We start from the raw sequence: 16,158 nt of genomic DNA on the forward strand, positions 1-16,158 counted from the left end.
TCGCGGTCCTCAGACGTAGCTGCGCGCGGTCCACAGCTCGGGGAAAACGCTGCGCTGCACCCGTTTCTCCAGCCAGGCCACGCCAGCCGAGCCGCCGGTGCCGACCTTGGCGCCCATGGCGCGGCGGGTGGCCAGCAGGTGGTCGTAGCGCCAGCGCGCGAACTCCTCGGCGATATCGGTGAGCACCTCGCCGAGCCGTTGCTCGTCGTGATGCTTGGTGCGGTCGGAGTAGATCAGCGTCCAGACCTGCTCCACCCGCGGATCCGGTTGGTAGGGCTGGGTGAAATCGCGGTCCTGGGCCGAGGCCGGCACGTCGTAGCCGCGGCGGCGCAGCAGGCCGAGCGCGTCGTCGTAGAGGCTGGGCCGGGCCAGCGCCTCCTCCAGTTCGGCGTGCATCGCGGGCACCGCCCGGTGCGGCACGAGCAGTGAGGGCGCCTTCTCGCCGAGCAGGAACTCCACGTGCCGGTACATGCCGGACTGGAAGCCGGAGCCCTCGCCGAGGTTGGCCCGGAAGGCGTTGAACTCCTCGGGGGTCATCCGCGCGATCGAGCGCCAGGCGGCGTTGAGCCCCTGCACGTGCAGCACGCTGCGGTGCAGGGTGCGGACCGCGGAGTCCAGGTCGTCGGCGCGCATCTCGGTCTGCGCCTGCCGCCACTCGAAGCACAACAGTCCGAAGTAGAGTTCCATGATCTGGGTGATGACCAGGAAGGACATCTCGCCGGGGTCGGTGGACCAGCGCTGCTGCAAGGAATGCAGCACCGAGGCGTGCACGTAGTCCTCGTACGGCGTGGTGCCGCCGAAGTCCAGCTTGGGCTCCGCCATGATCGGACAGCCGCCGGTGTCGGTCATGGTCCTCCCTTCGTGGTGGACCTCCATTCCATCGCTGTCCCGGCCAAACCGGAATGGGCGGCGGGGGCGAATCCGGTGGTCGCGCCTTGCGTTCGAATCCGGTTGGGCCGCCTAGGCTCACGTTCGTGAACTCGGAGCTAGACAAGGTCGACTGGGCGCTGCTGGAGGCGTTGCAGGCCGACGCACGGCTGTCCTACAACGAGTTGTCGCGCCGGGTGCACGTCTCGCCACCCACCGTGGCCCAGCGCGTGCGGCGGCTGGAGCAGCTCGGCGTGATCGCCGGGTATCACGCCCGGGTGGACCCGAGCATCGCAGGCCGGCCGGTGATCGCGTTGGTGCGCATGAAGTGTTACGGCGCGCGCTGCATCACCGTGCACCCCGAACTGCTCGACGACTGCCCCGAGGTGCTCGAGGTGGTCCGGCTGACCGGCGACATCTGTTCCGTGGTCAAGGTCGCGGCCAGTTCCATCCGCGCCCTGGAACGCCTGCTGGAACGACTGTCGACCTACGGCGAGACCTCCAGCGCGATGGTCCTGTCCACTCCGGTGGACTGGCGCCCGGTGACCGAACCCGCGGACTGACGCCACCACGAGATCCCCAGCCCCAGCACCCAGAGCCGCACCACCCCGGCCAGCGGCGCCACCACCGGGAACCCGAAGCCGGGCACCAGGGTGAGCACCAGGTAGGCGACCGAACCGATGACCGCGCGGCAGGCGGCCACCCGCAGTGCCGTTCTCTCCATCACGAACCCCCGATTGTGGCGCTCGACCTCCCTCGGATCACCGCGGCCGCGGTGCGGCTGCTGGACGAACACGGCCTGGCCGCGCTGAGCACGCGCACACTGGCCGCCGAACTGGGCGTGCGCGCCGCGACGCTGTACTGGCACGTCCGCGACAAGGACGAACTGCTGGGCCTGGACGCCGAGGCGATCTGCGCCGAGGCATTCGACATCGACGAATCCCAGCCCTGGCGCGACCAACTCGCCACCGGCCTACGCCAGTTCCGCGCCCTGCCGCGCACGCACCGGGACGCCGCCCAGCTGCTGCGGCTGCGCCCGCCCCGCGGCCCGCGCCGGTTGGGCCACATCGAGACCACCACCCGGATCCTGCTGACCGCGGGCTTCACCCCCGCGGACACCGCGGCGATCTCGGTGCTGCTGGCCGATCACCTGCTCGCCTCGGCCGTCGAGGACGACCGCCGGGCAGGCGCGGCCCCGCACGCGGAGCTGACCAGGTCCGCCGCCGCCTAGCGGGGCCGGGTGGCCCTAGCGGTACTGGCGGAAGTCCGGATCGCGCTTCTCGGCGAACGCTGCCGCGCCCTCCTTCCCCTCCGGGGTCTCGGTGAACAGTTCCAGGCCGTCGAAGGCCAGGTGGGAGATCCCGCCGATGTGGTCGGTGTCGGCGTTGAACGAGTGTTTGAGGAAGCGCAGCGCGGTCGGCGAGTAGGAGCCGATCTTGCGGGCCCAGGCGCGGGCGGTGTCGAGCAGTTCCCCGGCCGGGACGACCTGGTTGACCAGGTTCCAGCGTTCGGCGGTGTGCGCGTCGAACAGGTCGAGCAGGAACCAGATCTGCCGTGCCCGCTTCTCCCCCACCACCCTGGCCAGGTAGGCGGAGCCGAACCCGGCGTCGAAGGAGCCGACCCTGGGTCCGGACTGGCCGAAGCGGGCGTGCTCGGCGGCCACGGTCAGATCGCACAGCACGTGCAGCACGTGACCGCCGCCCACCGCGACGCCGTTGACCGCGGCGATCACCGGTTTGGGCACGTCCCGGATGATCCGGTGCAGCCGTTCGATCTCGAAGGTGCCCCATTCGGTCTCGCCGTAGCCACCGGTCTCGGCCCGTTCCTTGACGTCGCCGCCCGCGCAGAAGGCCCGCTCACCGGCGCCGGTGAGGATGATCGCGGCCACCCGTTTGTCCGCCCAGGCGTGTTTGAACGCCGCGATCAGCTCGTCCACGGTGCGGCCGCGGAAGGAGTTCATCCGCTCCGGCCGGTTGATGGTGATCACCGCGTGGTTGTCGTCCTCGACGGTGTAGCCGATGTCGGTGAAGTCCTCGATCCGCACGGTTCTCCTCGTCCTCTCAGTCGGTCTGGACGAGCACGGCCATGCCCTGCCCGACCCCGATGCACGCCGCGACCACACCCAGCCCGCCACCGCGCCGCCGCAGCCCGCGCGCGCAGTCCACGATCGCCCTGGGCATGGAGGCGCCCAGGGGGTGCCCGAGGGCGATGGCGCCGCCGTCCGGATTGACCAGGTCGGTGTCCAGTGTGCAGCCCTCGGCGGCCAGCTGGTCCAGGGTGGACAGCACCATCGCGGCGAAGGCCTCGTTGATCTCCCAGCGGGCGATGTCCCGGTGGGACAGGCCGTTGCGGTGCAGCAGGGTGCGGATCGCGGGCACCGGGGCGACCGCGAAGCGGTGCGGGTCGGAGGCCGCGGTCGCGCTGTCCCTGATGCGCGCCAACGGTTCCAGGCCCAGCTCGGCAGCGGCTGCCCTGGTGCCCAGCAGGGCGGCCAGGGCGCCGTCGGAGAGCGGGGAGGAGTTCCCCGCGGTGACGGCCCCGTCCGGGCTGAACGCCGGGCGCAGGCGGGCCAGCGCGGCGGCCGAGGTGTCCGGGCGCAGCGCCTCGTCCCTGCTGACCTGCTCGACCGGCAGGACCCAGTCGTGCGAGCCGTTGTCCCAGGCGGTGCTCGCCAGCCGGTGTGAGCGCAGCGCCCACTCGTCCTGGGCGGCCCGGCCGATGCCCAGGTCCGCGGCGACCTGTTCGGCGCAGGCGCCCAGGCTCGCGGTCCACTCGGCCGGGAACTTCGGGTTGATCAGCCGCCAGCCGAGTGCGGTGGAGACCATCTCCATCCGCTGCGGCAGCACCTCCTCGGGGCGGGGCACCACGAACGGCGCGCGGGACATGCCCTCCACCCCACCGGCGATGGCGATCCGCCCCGCCCCCACCGCGAGCAGGCGGGCGGCCTGGATGACCGCCTCGCCACCGGAGGCGCACAGCCGGTTGACGGTCACCCCCGGCACGGTCACCGGCAGCCCGGCGAGCAGCGCCGCCATCCGGCCGATGTTGCGGTTCTCCTCCCCCGCGCCATTGGTGTTGCCGTAGACGACCTCGTCCACCAGGGCCGGGTCGAGGCCGGGGTTGCGGCGGATCAGCTCGGCGATGGGCAGGGCGGCCAGGTCGTCGACCCGGACCCCGGCCAGGCCGCCACGATGGCGGCCGAACGGGGTGCGCACGGCATCGAGCAGGTAGGCGTCCATATGTCGTCATCTTGACGGTCGTCACCAACGTTTGACAAGCTTCGCAGGTGATGGCACGCACCAGCCTGGTCACCGGCGCCGGCCGGGGCATCGGCGCGGCCGTGGCCCGCCGGTTGTCCGGCGAGGGCCACCGGGTGGCGCTCACCGCGCGCAGCGAGGCCGAACTGCGGGCGGTCGCGGCCACCCTGCCAGGGGAGTCCCTGGTCCTCCCGGCCGATCTCACCGAACCGGGGGCGGTGGCCGGGCTGTTCGACGCGGTGGAGGCCGCCTGGTCGCCGGTGGAGATCCTGGTCGCCAACGCGGGTTCGGGCACCGCCACCCCACTGCACCGGATCACCGACGAGGAGTGGACGGCCGCCCTGGCCCTCAACCTCACCGCCCCGTTCCAGTGCCTGCGCCGGGCCATCCCGGCCATGCGCGCGGCGGGCTGGGGACGGCTGATCGTCATCGCGAGCACCGCGGCCAAACAGGGCGAGGCGCACCTCGCCGCGTACACCGCGGCCAAGCACGGGGTGCTGGGCCTGGTCCGGGCGGCAGCGGCCGAACTGGCGCGGACCGGGGTGACCGCGAACGCGATCTGCCCGGCGTATGTGGACACGCCGATGACCGAGCGGACCGTGGACGCGGTCGCCGAGCGCACCGGCAGGCCGCCGGCGGAGATCCGGGCGATGCTGGCCGCGAAACAGCCGATCGGGCGAATGATCTCGGTGGCGGAGGTCGCGGACGCGGTCTCCTTCTGCGTGGCGAGTCCGGCGTTCACCGGACAGGGGTTGAACATCGACGGCGGGACGGTGCAGTCGTGAGTCTGGAACGGGTCAATCCGCCGGAGCTGGCCAGGCCCTCGGGCTTCAGCCACGCGGTGGTCGCCGGAGCCGGCCGGACGGTGTATCTGGCCGGGCAGACCGCGCTGGACGCGGACGGCCAGATCGTGGGCGCGGACGTGGTGGCGCAGTTCCGCCAGGCGCTGGGCAATCTGCTGACCGCGTTGCGGGCCTCGGGCGGACGGCCGGATCAGCTCGCGACGCTGACCATCTACCTGACCGACGTCGAGGACTACAAGGCGCACGGAAAGGAGATCGGCAAGGTCTGGCGCGAGCTGGCCGGCGAGTCGTACCCGGCGATGGCCGCGATCGGGATCGCGCGGCTGTGGGACCGCGAGGCGCTGGTGGAGGTTCAGGGAACCGCGGTGCTGGACTGAGGACAGGCGGACGCACAGCGGCCGTCGCGCTGCCGCGAACCCGGACCTTTCCCTTGCGCGATAAGGAAGTGGGCGGGTGGCGGCGGGTAGGCTGAGCTGCATGGCGGGGTGTCTCCAGACGGTCGAGGTGGTCGGTGGTGGACCTGCCGCGCCAGTCTGCGCACACCTCCACGGCGTGTTCGCATAGCGAAATAAAGTTCGCTAGGAGGCCGGTGTCGGTGGGCCGTGCCACGCTCCTCGCATGGCACTCACCCAGCCCGCACACCTGGCGGAGACGCTGTCGGCGGACACCCGGCAGCCCCTACCCCTGGACGGTTCCGAACGCGAGATCCTGACCGCCTACCTGGACTGGCACCGGACCACCTTCGAGCTGAAATGCCGGGGCATGGCCCCGGAAGCCCTGTCCCACGCCCAGATTCCACCGTCGAGCCTGACCCTGCACGGGATCCTGCGGCACCTGTCCGGGGCGGAGCGGTGGTGGTTCCAGATGCAGTTCGCCCAGCGGGACGTGCCGCACCTGTACTACACCGACGAGGACCCCAGTCAGGACTTCGACAGCCTGGACGGAGACGTCGACGAGGCGTTCGCGGTGTGGCGGGCCGAGGTGGCGAAGTCGCGGGAGATCCTGGCGGCGCACGCGCTGGAGGACACCGGGATCCACCTGGCCACCGGGCGGCCACTGGCCTTACGCCGGGTCGTGGTGCACATGATCGCGGAGTACGCACGGCACTGCGGGCACGCGGATCTCTTACGTGAGCGGACCGACGGGGTCACCGGCCACTGATGCGCCTGCTCACCGACGCGGAGTTCCGCGCGACCATCCAGGCTCGCCCGGTCCTGGTCGCCGCCGAGGTGCCCGCGGTGGTCCGGGCGTATCTGAAGTCGGTCCCGCATGCCCAGCGGCGTGGCTTCGCGGCCACACCCGAGGCGGTGCGGGACATGCCGGAGCTGGGCTTCCGGCATGTGCTGTTCCCTGGTCCGCGGAACGTGTTTCTCGTGGTGGTGCTGGAGGTGCCGGCTGGGGTGGTGCTGGGCCACCACGTGCTGGATCTCAACCAGCTCTATGGAGTCAGGAGGTGATGCGGGACTCGGCGTGGTCGTGCGCGGCCGGGGCGAGCTTGTCCTGCAGGGCGGTGAACAACTCGGCGGCTTCGGCGCCGGGCCAGTCCGCCGGCAGCAACTCGGCAGGCAGGCCCGGGTCCAGGTAGGGCAGGCGGCGCCAGGCCGTGAGCAGGCGGACGTAGTCGGCGAAGGCCTCGGCGGGCTGCACCGTGCGGCGGCGACGCCAGCGGGCCAGCAGTGGGCGGTGCGCGGTGAGGAACTCCGTGTACAGCGTGCGCAGGGCGGCCAGGTCCCACCAGGTGGCGACCTTGCCGGTCAGTTCGGCGAAGCCCAGGTGGTCGGCGCGGAACAGGTCGACGTAGGCGGACAGGTCCAGGCGGGAGAGGACCTCGGCGGTCTCGGCACGCAGGTGTGCCGGGGCGATCCACACGCCGGGGGCGGTGTTGCCGAAGCCGAGTCTGGTGAGCTGGGAGCGCAGGGTGTGCCGCTTCTGGCGCTCGGACTCGGGGACGGAGAAGACCGCCAGCACCCAGCCGTCGGCCACGGTGGCCCTCGGGCGCTCGAAGATGCGGTGGTCGCCCTCGCGCAGGATGAGTCTGGCCTGCTCGGACAGGGCGTAACCGGCCGCGCCCCCCACCCGGGAGGCGTCCAGGATGCCGCGTCGCTTGAGCCGGGAGATGGAGGACCGTACCGCCGGTTCGTCCACGCCCAGTTCGCCCAGCAGGCGGATCAGGGCGGCCACCGACAGCCAGCCGCCGACCTCGCGGGCGTAGAGGCCGTAGACGGTGACGATGAGCTGGCGGGGTTGCGCGGACTGGGCGTCCGCCGCTCCCCCGTCCACTTCGGACAGGTCAACCAGGGTGGTCACCGGCAAACGATATCGCGTCGATGCGTATGTCGGCCTATTGACTGTCGTCATGAGCGGTGAATACTGGCCGGGCAGCTCACCGACGCCGAGACGAGGTGCGTGCCCGTGGTTCTGTCCCGCTCAGCACACGTCGACACGTTCTGCCGGGACCACCTGCCACCGCGCGAGCAGTGGCCGGAACTGGAGTTCAGCCTGCCCGAGCTGGTCTACCCGGACCGGCTGAACTGCGCGGTCACCCTGCTGGAGGACACCATCGCCCGGCACGGCGCGGACCGGCCGTGCCTGCTCAGCCCCACCGGTCCGGCCTGGACCTACGGGCAGCTGCGGGACCGGGCGAACCAGGTCGCGCGGGTGCTGGTGGAGGACTGCGGGCTGGTGCCGGGCAACCGGGTGCTGCTGCGCGGGCCGAACAACCCGTGGCTGGTGGCCTGCTGGTTCGGTGTGCTGCGGGCGGGCGGGGTCGCGGTCACCACCATGCCGCTGCTGCGCTCGGGTGAACTGCGCACGCTGACCGAGATCGCGAAACCGGCGATCGCGCTGTGCGACAACCGGTTCCTGGCCGAACTGGCCGCAGTGGACCTGCCGGTGATCGGCTACGGCGGTGATGACCCGGCGGACCTGACGGTGCGCGCGGCGGCGAAACCGGCCGGGTTCGAGCCGGTGGCCACCGCGGCGGACGATGTGGCCTTGCTGGCCTTCACCTCCGGCACCACCGGGCGGCCCAAGGCGACGCTGCACTTCCACCGGGATGTGCTGGCCAACTCCGACACCTTCGCCCGGCATGTGCTGCGGCCGGACGCGCGGGACATCTTCACCGGCACTCCCCCGCTCGGCTTCACCTTCGGGCTCGGCGGCCTAGTCGTGTTCCCGCTGCACGTGGGCGCGGCGACGCTGTTGCTGGAGCGGGCCACGCCGGCCGAGCTGGCCGACGCGGTGCGGGAGCACGGGGTGACCGTGCTGTTCACCGCGCCGACGGCGTACCGGGCGATGCTGGCGGCCGGGCTGGCGGACCGATTACGCGGGTTGCGGCGGGCGGTCTCGGCCGGTGAGGCTTTGCCGAGCGCGGTGTGGCACGAGGCCGAGCGGGCGACCGGGTTGCGGATCATCGAGGGCATCGGCGCGACCGAGTTGCTGCACATCTTCATCTCCGCCGCCGATGACGACATCCGTCCTGGCGCCACCGGCCGCCCGGTGCCCGGGTTCCGGGCGGAGATCCTGGACGAGCACGGGAAATCGGCGCCGGACGGCGTGGTCGGCAGGCTCGCGGTGCGTGGCCCGACCGGCTGCCGCTACCTGGACGACGAGCGGCAACTGAGCTACGTCCAGGATGGCTGGAACCTCACCGGCGACGCCTACCTGCGCGATGCCGACGGCTACTTCTGGTACCAGGCCCGCACCGACGACATGATCATCTCCTCCGGTTACAACATCGCGGGCCCGGAGGTGGAGAACGCCCTGCTCAGCCATGCCGAGGTGGTCGAATGCGGGGTGGTCGGCGCGCCGGACGAGCAGCGCGGCATGGTGGTGCACGCCTATGTGGTGCTCGCCCCTGGCGTCACCGGCGACGCGGCCAAGATGACCGAACTGCAGGACTTCGTGAAGAGCGTGATCGCGCCGTACAAGTATCCGAGGGTGATCGAGTTCCTGCCCGAGCTGCCCCGCACCACCACCGGCAAGCTGCAACGATTCCGGCTGCGCGAACGCGCCGCGGCGGAGTCTGGGACCATCGGCGGGTGATCCTGCACATCTGCTCGCACGCGGACTGGGCCGCGGCCCAGGAGTCCGGCCGGCACGAACCCGAGGGCTACGCCGCCGAGGGCTTCGTGCACTGCAGCGACTTCGGCCTGGTCCATCTCCCGGCGAACCGCCTCTTCCGCGGCCGGGACGACCTGGTGCTGCTGGTCGTCGCCCCGGACCTGCTGGACGCGGAACTGGTGTGGGAGCGGGCTTCCAGCGATCCGGACAACCCGTCCGCGCCGTGGTTCCCGCACGTCTACGGCACGATCCCGGTGTCCGCGGTGATCGCCGTGCACGATTTCCCCGAGCAGCCGCACGGTTTCGAGTTGCCCGCGGCACTGCGTCGCTGGCCGATCGCGCGCACCCACACCAGGACGGCGACCCGCGCCGAGAGCTGAGGTAGTCCGGCCCCGGAACACCGGCCGTCAGAGCGGCATGAAGCGGCCGCCGTTGACGTCCAGCACCACCCCGGTGATGTAGGAAGCCTCGGCCGAGCACAGGAACAGGATCGGGTCCACCGCCTCCCGCAGCTCAGGCATGCGGCGCAACGGGATCGCGTTGAGCACCTCGTCGCGTTCCGCCTGGCTCAGGCCGTCGAACATGCCCTGTAACCGGTCGGTGAGGAACAAGCCGGGAGCGATCGCGTTGACGCGTACGCCGTCCGGGCCCGCCTCCTTCGCCAGTCGCTTGGTCAGGCCGATCAGGGCCGCCTTGCTCGCCGCGTACGGCACGCCGGTGACCGGGGAGGGCTGGCGGCCGCCGATCGAGGAGGTGGTGACGATGGCGCCATCGCCCGCGGCGGCCAGGTAGGGCAGGGCGGCCTGGCAGCAGTAGAAGGTGCCTTTGAGATTGACGTCGACCACCAGGTCCAGGTGTTCGGGTTCGATGTCGGCCAGGTCTTTCGGGGTGCCCAGGGAGCCGCCGGCCAGGGCGACCAGGATGTGCGGGCCGCCCAAGTCTTGATGGATGGCGGCCATCACCTCGGTGACCTGGGCCGGGTCGCGCACGTCCACCGTGTAGCCCGCCGCAACGGCGCCGCCGCTGGTCAGGTCCTCGGCGAAGTCCGCCGCGCCTGCCACATCCAGTACCGCTACCGCGGCGCCCTCGGCGGCGAAGCCCGCGCAGACCGCGCGGCCCAGGCCGCCGGTGCCGCCGGTGACCACTGCCGTCCGGCCCTCGAAGCGCATCCCGACCTCCGGTGTGGCATTTCGTTCTGTTGACGGTCGTCAGGATTGCAGCATACCCTGGCGAGGTGCGAATCGCGGTTGTCGGTGGCGGGCCAGGCGGGCTCTACTTCGCCGCGCTGGCGCGTCAGCTCGGTCGGGAACACGAGATCACCGTGTGGGAGCGCAACGCGGCCGATGACACCTTCGGGTTCGGCGTGGTGTTCTCCGATGAGACCCTCGGCGGCATCGAGCACGCCGATCCGGTGATCCACCAGGCCATGCAGCGGGAGTTCGCGCGCTGGGACGACATCGACGTGCACTACCGCGGCGAGGTGATCACCTCCGGCGGGCACGGGTTCGCCGCGATGAGCCGCCGACGGCTGTTGCAGGTGCTGCACGAGCGGTGTGCCGAGGTCGGGGTGCGGGTGCGACTGTCCACGCCGGCGCCGGAGGTGGCCGAGCTGGCCGCCACGCACGATCTGGTGGTGGCCGCGGACGGGGTCAACTCCGCGGTGCGCGCCCGGTACGCGGAGGTGTTCCGGCCGACCGTGGAATCGCGGCGGTGCCGGTACATGTGGCTGGGCACCGACCTGGTGTTCCCCGCGTTCCTGTTCCACATCAAGGATACCCCGCACGGGGTGATGCAGATCCACGGCTATCCCTACGACGCCAAGGGCAGCACGTTCATCGTGGAGATGCACGAGGACGTGTGGCAGCGGGCCGGGTTCGCCCGGCACCACCGGGACGATCTCGCGCCGGGCGAGAGCGACGAGGGGTCGATCGCGATGCTGCGCGAGCTGTTCCCCGAGGTCCTCGACGGTCATGAGCTGTACGCGAACAACTCGCGCTGGGTCACCTTCGGCACCGTGCGCAACCAGACCTGGCGGCACGGCAACATCGTGCTGCTCGGCGATGCCGCGCACACCGCGCACTTCTCCATCGGCTCCGGCACCAAACTCGCCATGGAGGACGCCCTCGCGCTGGCCGCCTGCCTGCATGAGGAGTCCACAGTGGACAGCGCGCTGGCCGCCTACGAGACCGAGCGGCGGCCGGTGGTGCTCTCCACCCAGCGCGCGGCGCAGGCCAGCCTGGAGTGGTTCGAGAACCTGGGCGGTTACGCGCATCAGGCGCCCGCGCAGTTCGCCTTCAACATCCTCACCCGCAGCCGCCGGGTCACCTACGACAACCTGCGGTTGCGCGATCCGGAGTTCGTGGCCGGGATCGACTCCTGGTTCGCCGGTGGCGGCGAGGTCCGGCCGCCGATGTTCCAGCCCTACCGGCTCGGCGAGCTGGAGCTGAAGAACCGGATCGTGGTCTCCCCCATGGACACCTACTCCGCCACCGACGGCACCCCGAACGACTTCCACCTGGTGCACCTGGGCGGCAAGGCGCTCGGCGGGGCCGGCCTGGTGATGACCGAGATGGTCTGCGTGTCCGCCTCCGGGCGGATCACCCCAGGCTGCACCGGGCTGTACCGGCCAGAGCACGAGGACGGGTGGCGGCGGGTGGTGGACTTCGTGCACGGCCACACCTCCGCCCGGATCGGTGTCCAAATCGGACACTCGGGACGCAAGGGGTCGACCCGGTTGATGTGGGACGGCATGGACCAGCCGCTGCCCGCCGGGAACTGGCCGGTGTGCGGGCCCTCACCGCTGCGCTACGCCCCGGACAACCAGGTGCCCAGGGAACTGGACCGGGCGGAGATGCTGCTGATCAGGGAGCAGTTCGCCGACGCCGCCCGCTCGGCCGCGCGAGCCGGATTCGACGTGCTGGAACTGCACTGCGCACACGGCTACCTGCTGTCCTCGTTTCTGTCGCCGTTGACCAACCAGCGCACCGATGAGTACGGCGGCAGCCTGGCGAACCGGTTGCGTTACCCCCTCGAAGTCTTCGACGCGGTGCGCGCGGCCTGGCCGGTGGAACGGCCGATGACAGTGCGCATCTCGGCCACCGACTGGGCCGACGGCGGGGTGGACATCGAGGAAGCCCTGGCCATCGCGGACGCCTTCGCCCGGCACGGCGCGGCCGGGATCGACGTGTCCACCGGGCAGGTCGTCTCCACCGAACAACCCGCGTACGGCCGCAGCTTCCAGACACCCTTCGCCGACCGGATCCGCAACGAGATCGGGCGCAAGTATGGCATCGCGGTGATCGCGGTCGGCGCCATCTCCTCCGCCGACGACGTCAACTCGATCCTGCTCGCGGGCCGGGCCGACCTGTGCGCACTGGGCCGCACTCACCTCTACGATCCACAATGGACACTGCACGCGGCAGCCGAGCAGGACTACGCCGGTCCGGCGGCGGACTGGCCGGTGCAGTTCCGGGCCGGGCGGCGGCGGCCGCAGACCGGGCGCACGGACGGGCCGCGGCCACGGCTGGACCTGGTCCGGGAGGGCGAGCAGGCTACCCGGCACGCGCGCTGGACTCCGGACGGCGCCTGATGCGCGCCCTGGCCGCGTTGTGGTCAGCCCGATCGGTGGCCGTGATCGGCGCGAGCGAACGACCAGGGGCACTGGGCGGGCGACCGGTGGAGTTCCTGCTGCGGTACGGGTATCAGGGGCGCGTGCTGCCGGTGCATCCAACAAACGAGACGGTGTTCGGACTGCCCGCCTATCCGAAGGTGGCGGCGTGCCCCGGGCCGGTGGACCTGGCGATGATCATGGTGGCTGCGGACCGGGTGCCCGCGGCGATCGAGGACTGCGTCGCGGCCGGGGTGCGGGCGGCGATCGTGTGCTCCTCCGGATTCGCCGAGACCGGCGCCGAGGGGGCACGGCGGCAGGAAACCCTGGTGGCCCAGGCGAAAGCGGGTGGGCTGCGGATCCTGGGGCCCAACTGCATCGGGTCGGTGGGGGTGGCGAGTGGGCAGGTGACCTCGTTCAGCCCACTGTTCGAGGCGCCCTCGACCCGGTTGGTGCCGGGGTCGCTGGCGCTGGTGAGCCAGAGCGGGGCCCTGGGATTCGGGGCGGTGAGCCTGGCTTTCGAGCGCGGGCTGGGTCTGGGCTGGTCGGTGAGCACCGGCAATGAGGCCGAGGTGACCGCCCTCGAAGTGCTGGCGACGCTGGCCGAGGAGCCCGGGTGCACCGGGTTGCTGGGGTATGTGGAGTCGCTGGCGGATGTCGAGTCGTTGCGGCGGTTGGCCGCGGCGGGCAAACCGGTGGCGCTGGTCAAGGCCGGGCGGTCGGCGGCAGGGGCGCGGGCGGTGGCCTCGCACACCGGGGCACTGGCCACCGACGACCGGGTGACCGACGCGGTGCTGCGGCGGTACGGGATCGTGCGAGTGTCCGATGTGGATGAACTCCTCGATGTCGGTGAGGCGTTCGCGGCCGGGACGCGGGCGTTCGGGGACCGGGTCGCGGTGGTGACGACCTCGGGTGGGTCCGGGATCCTGGCCGCGGATGCGTTGGCGCAGCACGATTTGCGGCTGGCGGAGCTGGGGGCGGGGACGCGGGCGGCCTTGGCGGAGGTCGTGCCGGCGTACGGGTCGGTGGAGAATCCGGTGGATGTCACGGCGGCGGTGATGGCGCGGCCGGAGTTGTTCCAGCGGTGCCTGGACGTGGTGGCGGCGGATCCGGCGGTGGATGTGGTGCTGGCCTGTTTCTGCGTGCTGACCGGGTCGGATGTGGCCGGGATCGCGGACGGGCTGACGCGGGTGCGGCGGGAGACGGGGAAGGCGGTGCTGGTCGCGCGGACCGGGGCGGAGCACTTGGCGCCAGGGGCGGCGGCGGTGTTGCGGGCCGGTGGGGTGCCGGTGTATCCGACGCCCGGGCGGGCGGTGCTGGTGGCGGCGGCCGCGGTGCGGGCCGGGGCTCGGGTGGCGGTGACGGCGGCGGGCACGGCAGGCGGGATTGTGGCTCCCGCCAACGGGATCAGCGAGGCTGACTTCAAGGAATTGCTGCGGGAGAACGGGATTCCGGTGCCGGTGGGACGACTGGTCGGCTCGGCCGCGGACGCCGTCGCGGCGGTGGGTGAGGTGGGTGGACGCGCAGTGTTCAAGGCCGTGGTGCCCGGGTTGGTGCACAAGACCGAGGCCGGTGGGGTGGCGCTGGATGTGGATCCTGGGGCCGCGGCTGGGGTTTATGACCGGCTGGCGGCGCTGGGTGGGGCGGTGCTGGTCGAGGAGTTCGTGACTGGCGCGGTGGAGGTGCTGGTCGGGGTGGCTCCTGGGCCCTGTGGGCCGATGCTGGCACTGGGGTTGGGCGGGATTTTCGCCGAAGTGCTGGATGACGTGGTGCTGGCGCCGTTGCCGGTGGATGCGGATGAGGTGCGGCGGATGGTGGGTGAGTTGCGGGGATCGGCTCTGCTGTATGGGGTTCGGGGGCGGGTCGCGGTTGATGTGGACGCTCTGGTTGATCTTGTGGTGCGGGTGAGTTCGCTGGTGTCGGGGTGGGGTGGGCAGGTGGATCTCAATCCGGTGGCGGTGCTGCCGCGCGGGGTGCGGGTCCTGGACGCGGTGTACCTGGCCGAAGGAGCTGACTGAGGTGGATGTCGGACGGGTGGTCGCTCGGGCGACACGGCGGTTTGCGGCGCGAACCGCCCTGGACGGGCCGCAGGGGCGGCAGAGTTTCGGGCAGCTCGGGGATCGGGTGGCTCGGCTGGCCAACGGGTTGCGGGGCCTGGGATTGACGGCTGGGGATCGGGTTCTGGATCTTCAGACGAATCAGAACACCTATGTGGAGACTGATCTGGCGCTGGCCGCGGCTGGGCTGGTGCGGGTGGCGTTGAACTATCGGTTGCATCCGCGGGACTGGGAGCACATCGCGGATGACTGCGGGGCCACCGCGCTGATCTACGACGCGCGGTTCGCGGAGTCGACCGAGGCGTTGCGGGATGGGCTGGCCGGGCGGGTGGTGGTCATCGGGGACGGGCCGGGGATCCGGTACGAGCGCCTGCTCGGCGACGCGGCGGCGGGGTGGCCGCCGGGGGTGCTGGACGCGGATGCGTTGGTGTCGTTGAACTATTCCTCCGGGACCACCGGACGGCCCAAGGGCGCGCAGCGCACGCACCGGAATCGGCTGGCCAGCGTGGTCAACATGACCTCGGACGTGCTCGGGGTGATCCCGGGTGGTGCGGACACCTACCTGCACGCCGGGCCGATCACGCACACCAGCGGACTGTTCGTGCTGCCGTTCCTGGTGGCGGGGGCGGCGCAACTCATCCTCCCGCAGTGGGATCCGGGCGCGGTGCTGGACGCGGTGGCGCGGCGCGGGGTCACGCACACCGCGCTGGTGCCGACGATGATCGCGCGGCTACTGGCGATGCCGGAGTGTGACCGGAAGACCATGCGGGGCTTGAAAATGCTCGGTTACGCGGGGGCGCCGATGCCGCCGGAGCAGATCCGGCAGGCCTTCGAGCGGATCACGCCGAACCTGGTGCAGTACTACGGACTGGTCGAGGCCATTCCGCCGGTGACCGTGCTGGACGCGGCCGATCACGCTGCGGGGCTGGGGAAACAGCCGGAGCTGCTGACCTCGGCCGGGCGGCCCGCGTTCGGGGTCGAACTGCGGGTGGTGGCCGAGGACGGGACCGACGTCGCGGCGGGTGAGATCGGGGAGGTGATCACCCGGGGCGAGCATGTGATGCGCGGGTACTGGCAGTCCGGGCGGCGCACCGATCTGGGCAAGAGCGTGCGGGACGGGTGGCTGCACACCGGCGACCTGGGGCGACTGGACGAGGCCGAACGGCTGTGGCTGGTGGACCGCAAGGGCGACATGATCATCTCTGGTGGCTACAACATCTACCCGCGGGAGGTGGAGGACGTGCTCGCCGAGGTGCCTGGGGTGCATGAGGTCGCGGTGGTGGGCATCGCCGATCCGGACTGGGGGCAGCGGGTGGTCGCCGCCTACTCCGTCCACAATGGAGCGTCGGTGGATGAGGACGCGCTGCTGGCGCACTGCCGGGAGCGGCTGGCCGCCTACAAGAAACCCAAGGAGCTGCACCGGGTGACCGGTTTTCCGTTGAACTCCACCGGGAAGATCGCCAAACAGGTGCTGCGGCAGACTCTCGCCGAGCGGGAGGGCTGAG

Annotated in this window: 17 protein-coding genes; 11 read left to right on the top strand and 6 right to left on the bottom strand. The window is 71.4% G+C overall.

The features are described from left to right. Positions 1 to 9: 9 nt before the first annotated feature. On the bottom strand, positions 10 to 849 hold the full coding sequence (locus ACTOWY_RS37330) for a tryptophan 2,3-dioxygenase (RefSeq protein WP_441314300.1): 840 nt from the start codon (positions 847 to 849) through the stop codon (positions 10 to 12). Between the two features lie 125 nt (positions 850 to 974). Here ACTOWY_RS37330 and ACTOWY_RS37335 point away from each other — a divergent pair, with 125 nt between their 5' ends. After that, positions 975 to 1,430 (top strand): Lrp/AsnC family transcriptional regulator, encoded by a 456-nt coding sequence (locus tag ACTOWY_RS37335; RefSeq protein WP_247762500.1) that lies wholly within the window; start codon positions 975 to 977, stop codon positions 1,428 to 1,430. Here the strand turns inward: ACTOWY_RS37335 and ACTOWY_RS37340 are convergent. Then, positions 1,355 to 1,591, bottom strand: coding sequence for a hypothetical protein (locus ACTOWY_RS37340; RefSeq protein WP_441314301.1), 237 nt, complete (start codon positions 1,589 to 1,591; stop codon positions 1,355 to 1,357). The genes ACTOWY_RS37335 and ACTOWY_RS37340 overlap by 76 nt on opposite strands. Positions 1,592 to 1,606: 15 nt before the next feature. On the opposite strand from ACTOWY_RS37340, the gene ACTOWY_RS37345 reads away from it, so the two are divergent. Continuing rightward, positions 1,607 to 2,098: a TetR family transcriptional regulator gene (locus tag ACTOWY_RS37345; protein ID WP_441314302.1), complete on the top strand. Its 492-nt coding sequence runs from the start codon at positions 1,607 to 1,609 to the stop codon at positions 2,096 to 2,098. A gap of 15 nt (positions 2,099 to 2,113) precedes the next feature. On the opposite strand, the gene ACTOWY_RS37350 is transcribed toward ACTOWY_RS37345, so the two are convergent. Then, complete coding sequence (locus tag ACTOWY_RS37350) at positions 2,114 to 2,911, bottom strand: enoyl-CoA hydratase-related protein (RefSeq protein ID WP_441314303.1); 798 nt, start codon at positions 2,909 to 2,911, stop codon at positions 2,114 to 2,116. A gap of 16 nt (positions 2,912 to 2,927) precedes the next feature. Then, positions 2,928 to 4,106, bottom strand: coding sequence for a thiolase family protein (locus ACTOWY_RS37355; protein WP_441314304.1), 1,179 nt, complete (start codon positions 4,104 to 4,106; stop codon positions 2,928 to 2,930). A 50-nt stretch (positions 4,107 to 4,156) separates the two neighbouring features. On the opposite strand from ACTOWY_RS37355, the gene ACTOWY_RS37360 reads away from it, so the two are divergent. The 4 genes from ACTOWY_RS37360 to ACTOWY_RS37375 all read left to right on the top strand — a co-directional run bounded on the left by ACTOWY_RS37360 (position 4,157) and on the right by ACTOWY_RS37375 (position 6,384). Next, entirely contained in the window at positions 4,157 to 4,909 is a 753-nt protein-coding gene (locus ACTOWY_RS37360) for an SDR family NAD(P)-dependent oxidoreductase (RefSeq protein ID WP_441314305.1), read from the top strand. Beyond that, entirely contained in the window at positions 4,906 to 5,304 is a 399-nt protein-coding gene (locus ACTOWY_RS37365; protein ID WP_441314306.1) for a RidA family protein, read from the top strand. Before ACTOWY_RS37360 ends, ACTOWY_RS37365 begins: the two co-directional genes overlap by 4 nt. A 241-nt stretch (positions 5,305 to 5,545) precedes the next feature. Next, complete coding sequence (locus tag ACTOWY_RS37370) at positions 5,546 to 6,088, top strand: DinB family protein (RefSeq protein ID WP_441314307.1); 543 nt, start codon at positions 5,546 to 5,548, stop codon at positions 6,086 to 6,088. Continuing rightward, positions 6,088 to 6,384, top strand: a complete 297-nt coding sequence (locus ACTOWY_RS37375; protein ID WP_441314308.1) for a hypothetical protein — start codon at positions 6,088 to 6,090, stop codon at positions 6,382 to 6,384. The genes ACTOWY_RS37370 and ACTOWY_RS37375 overlap by 1 nt, the downstream gene beginning before the upstream one ends. Here the strand turns inward: ACTOWY_RS37375 and ACTOWY_RS37380 are convergent. After that, on the bottom strand, positions 6,374 to 7,234 hold the full coding sequence (locus tag ACTOWY_RS37380; RefSeq protein WP_441314309.1) for a PaaX family transcriptional regulator: 861 nt from the start codon (positions 7,232 to 7,234) through the stop codon (positions 6,374 to 6,376). The genes ACTOWY_RS37375 and ACTOWY_RS37380 overlap by 11 nt on opposite strands. A gap of 105 nt (positions 7,235 to 7,339) precedes the next feature. Here ACTOWY_RS37380 and ACTOWY_RS37385 point away from each other — a divergent pair, with 105 nt between their 5' ends. After that, positions 7,340 to 8,971: an AMP-binding protein gene (locus ACTOWY_RS37385; RefSeq protein ID WP_441314310.1), complete on the top strand. Its 1,632-nt coding sequence runs from the start codon at positions 7,340 to 7,342 to the stop codon at positions 8,969 to 8,971. Beyond that, positions 8,968 to 9,369 carry a DUF952 domain-containing protein gene (locus tag ACTOWY_RS37390; protein ID WP_441314311.1) on the top strand — a complete coding sequence of 134 codons (402 nt, stop codon included), beginning with the start codon at positions 8,968 to 8,970 and terminating at the stop codon, positions 9,367 to 9,369. The genes ACTOWY_RS37385 and ACTOWY_RS37390 overlap by 4 nt, the downstream gene beginning before the upstream one ends. Positions 9,370 to 9,396: 27 nt before the next feature. On the opposite strand, the gene ACTOWY_RS37395 is transcribed toward ACTOWY_RS37390, so the two are convergent. Continuing rightward, positions 9,397 to 10,158: an SDR family NAD(P)-dependent oxidoreductase gene (locus tag ACTOWY_RS37395; protein ID WP_441314312.1), complete on the bottom strand. Its 762-nt coding sequence runs from the start codon at positions 10,156 to 10,158 to the stop codon at positions 9,397 to 9,399. 65 nt (positions 10,159 to 10,223) lie between these two features. On the opposite strand from ACTOWY_RS37395, the gene ACTOWY_RS37400 reads away from it, so the two are divergent. The 3 genes from ACTOWY_RS37400 to ACTOWY_RS37410 are packed head-to-tail and all read left to right on the top strand — an operon-like array spanning position 10,224 to position 16,157. Beyond that, positions 10,224 to 12,578, top strand: coding sequence for a bifunctional salicylyl-CoA 5-hydroxylase/oxidoreductase (locus ACTOWY_RS37400; RefSeq protein WP_441314313.1), 2,355 nt, complete (start codon positions 10,224 to 10,226; stop codon positions 12,576 to 12,578). Further along, a complete protein-coding gene (locus ACTOWY_RS37405; RefSeq protein WP_441314314.1) occupies positions 12,578 to 14,614 on the top strand; it encodes an acetate--CoA ligase family protein in 2,037 nt (678 codons plus the stop codon). The genes ACTOWY_RS37400 and ACTOWY_RS37405 overlap by 1 nt, the downstream gene beginning before the upstream one ends. 16 nt (positions 14,615 to 14,630) lie before the next feature. After that, positions 14,631 to 16,157 (top strand): AMP-binding protein, encoded by a 1,527-nt coding sequence (locus tag ACTOWY_RS37410; RefSeq protein WP_441314349.1) that lies wholly within the window; start codon positions 14,631 to 14,633, stop codon positions 16,155 to 16,157. The last annotated feature ends 1 nt before the right edge of the window (position 16,158 follow it).

Source organism: Crossiella sp. CA198, from assembly GCF_052078295.1.
In the GTDB taxonomy this organism is placed as follows: Bacteria; Actinomycetota; Actinomycetes; order Mycobacteriales; family Pseudonocardiaceae; genus Crossiella.

Coding starts and splice junctions, on each gene's coding strand:
- ACTOWY_RS37330 (WP_441314300.1), bottom strand. CDS start 849: ATGACCGACACCGGCGGCTGTCCGATCATGGCGGAGCCCAAGCTGGAC.
- ACTOWY_RS37340 (WP_441314301.1), bottom strand. CDS start 1,591: ATGGAGAGAACGGCACTGCGGGTGGCCGCCTGCCGCGCGGTCATCGGT.
- ACTOWY_RS37355 (WP_441314304.1), bottom strand. CDS start 4,106: ATGGACGCCTACCTGCTCGATGCCGTGCGCACCCCGTTCGGCCGCCAT.
- ACTOWY_RS37360 (WP_441314305.1), top strand. CDS start 4,157: ATGGCACGCACCAGCCTGGTCACCGGCGCCGGCCGGGGCATCGGCGCG.
- ACTOWY_RS37370 (WP_441314307.1), top strand. CDS start 5,546: ATGGCACTCACCCAGCCCGCACACCTGGCGGAGACGCTGTCGGCGGAC.
- ACTOWY_RS37375 (WP_441314308.1), top strand. CDS start 6,088: ATGCGCCTGCTCACCGACGCGGAGTTCCGCGCGACCATCCAGGCTCGC.
- ACTOWY_RS37395 (WP_441314312.1), bottom strand. CDS start 10,158: ATGCGCTTCGAGGGCCGGACGGCAGTGGTCACCGGCGGCACCGGCGGC.
- ACTOWY_RS37405 (WP_441314314.1), top strand. CDS start 12,578: ATGCGCGCCCTGGCCGCGTTGTGGTCAGCCCGATCGGTGGCCGTGATC.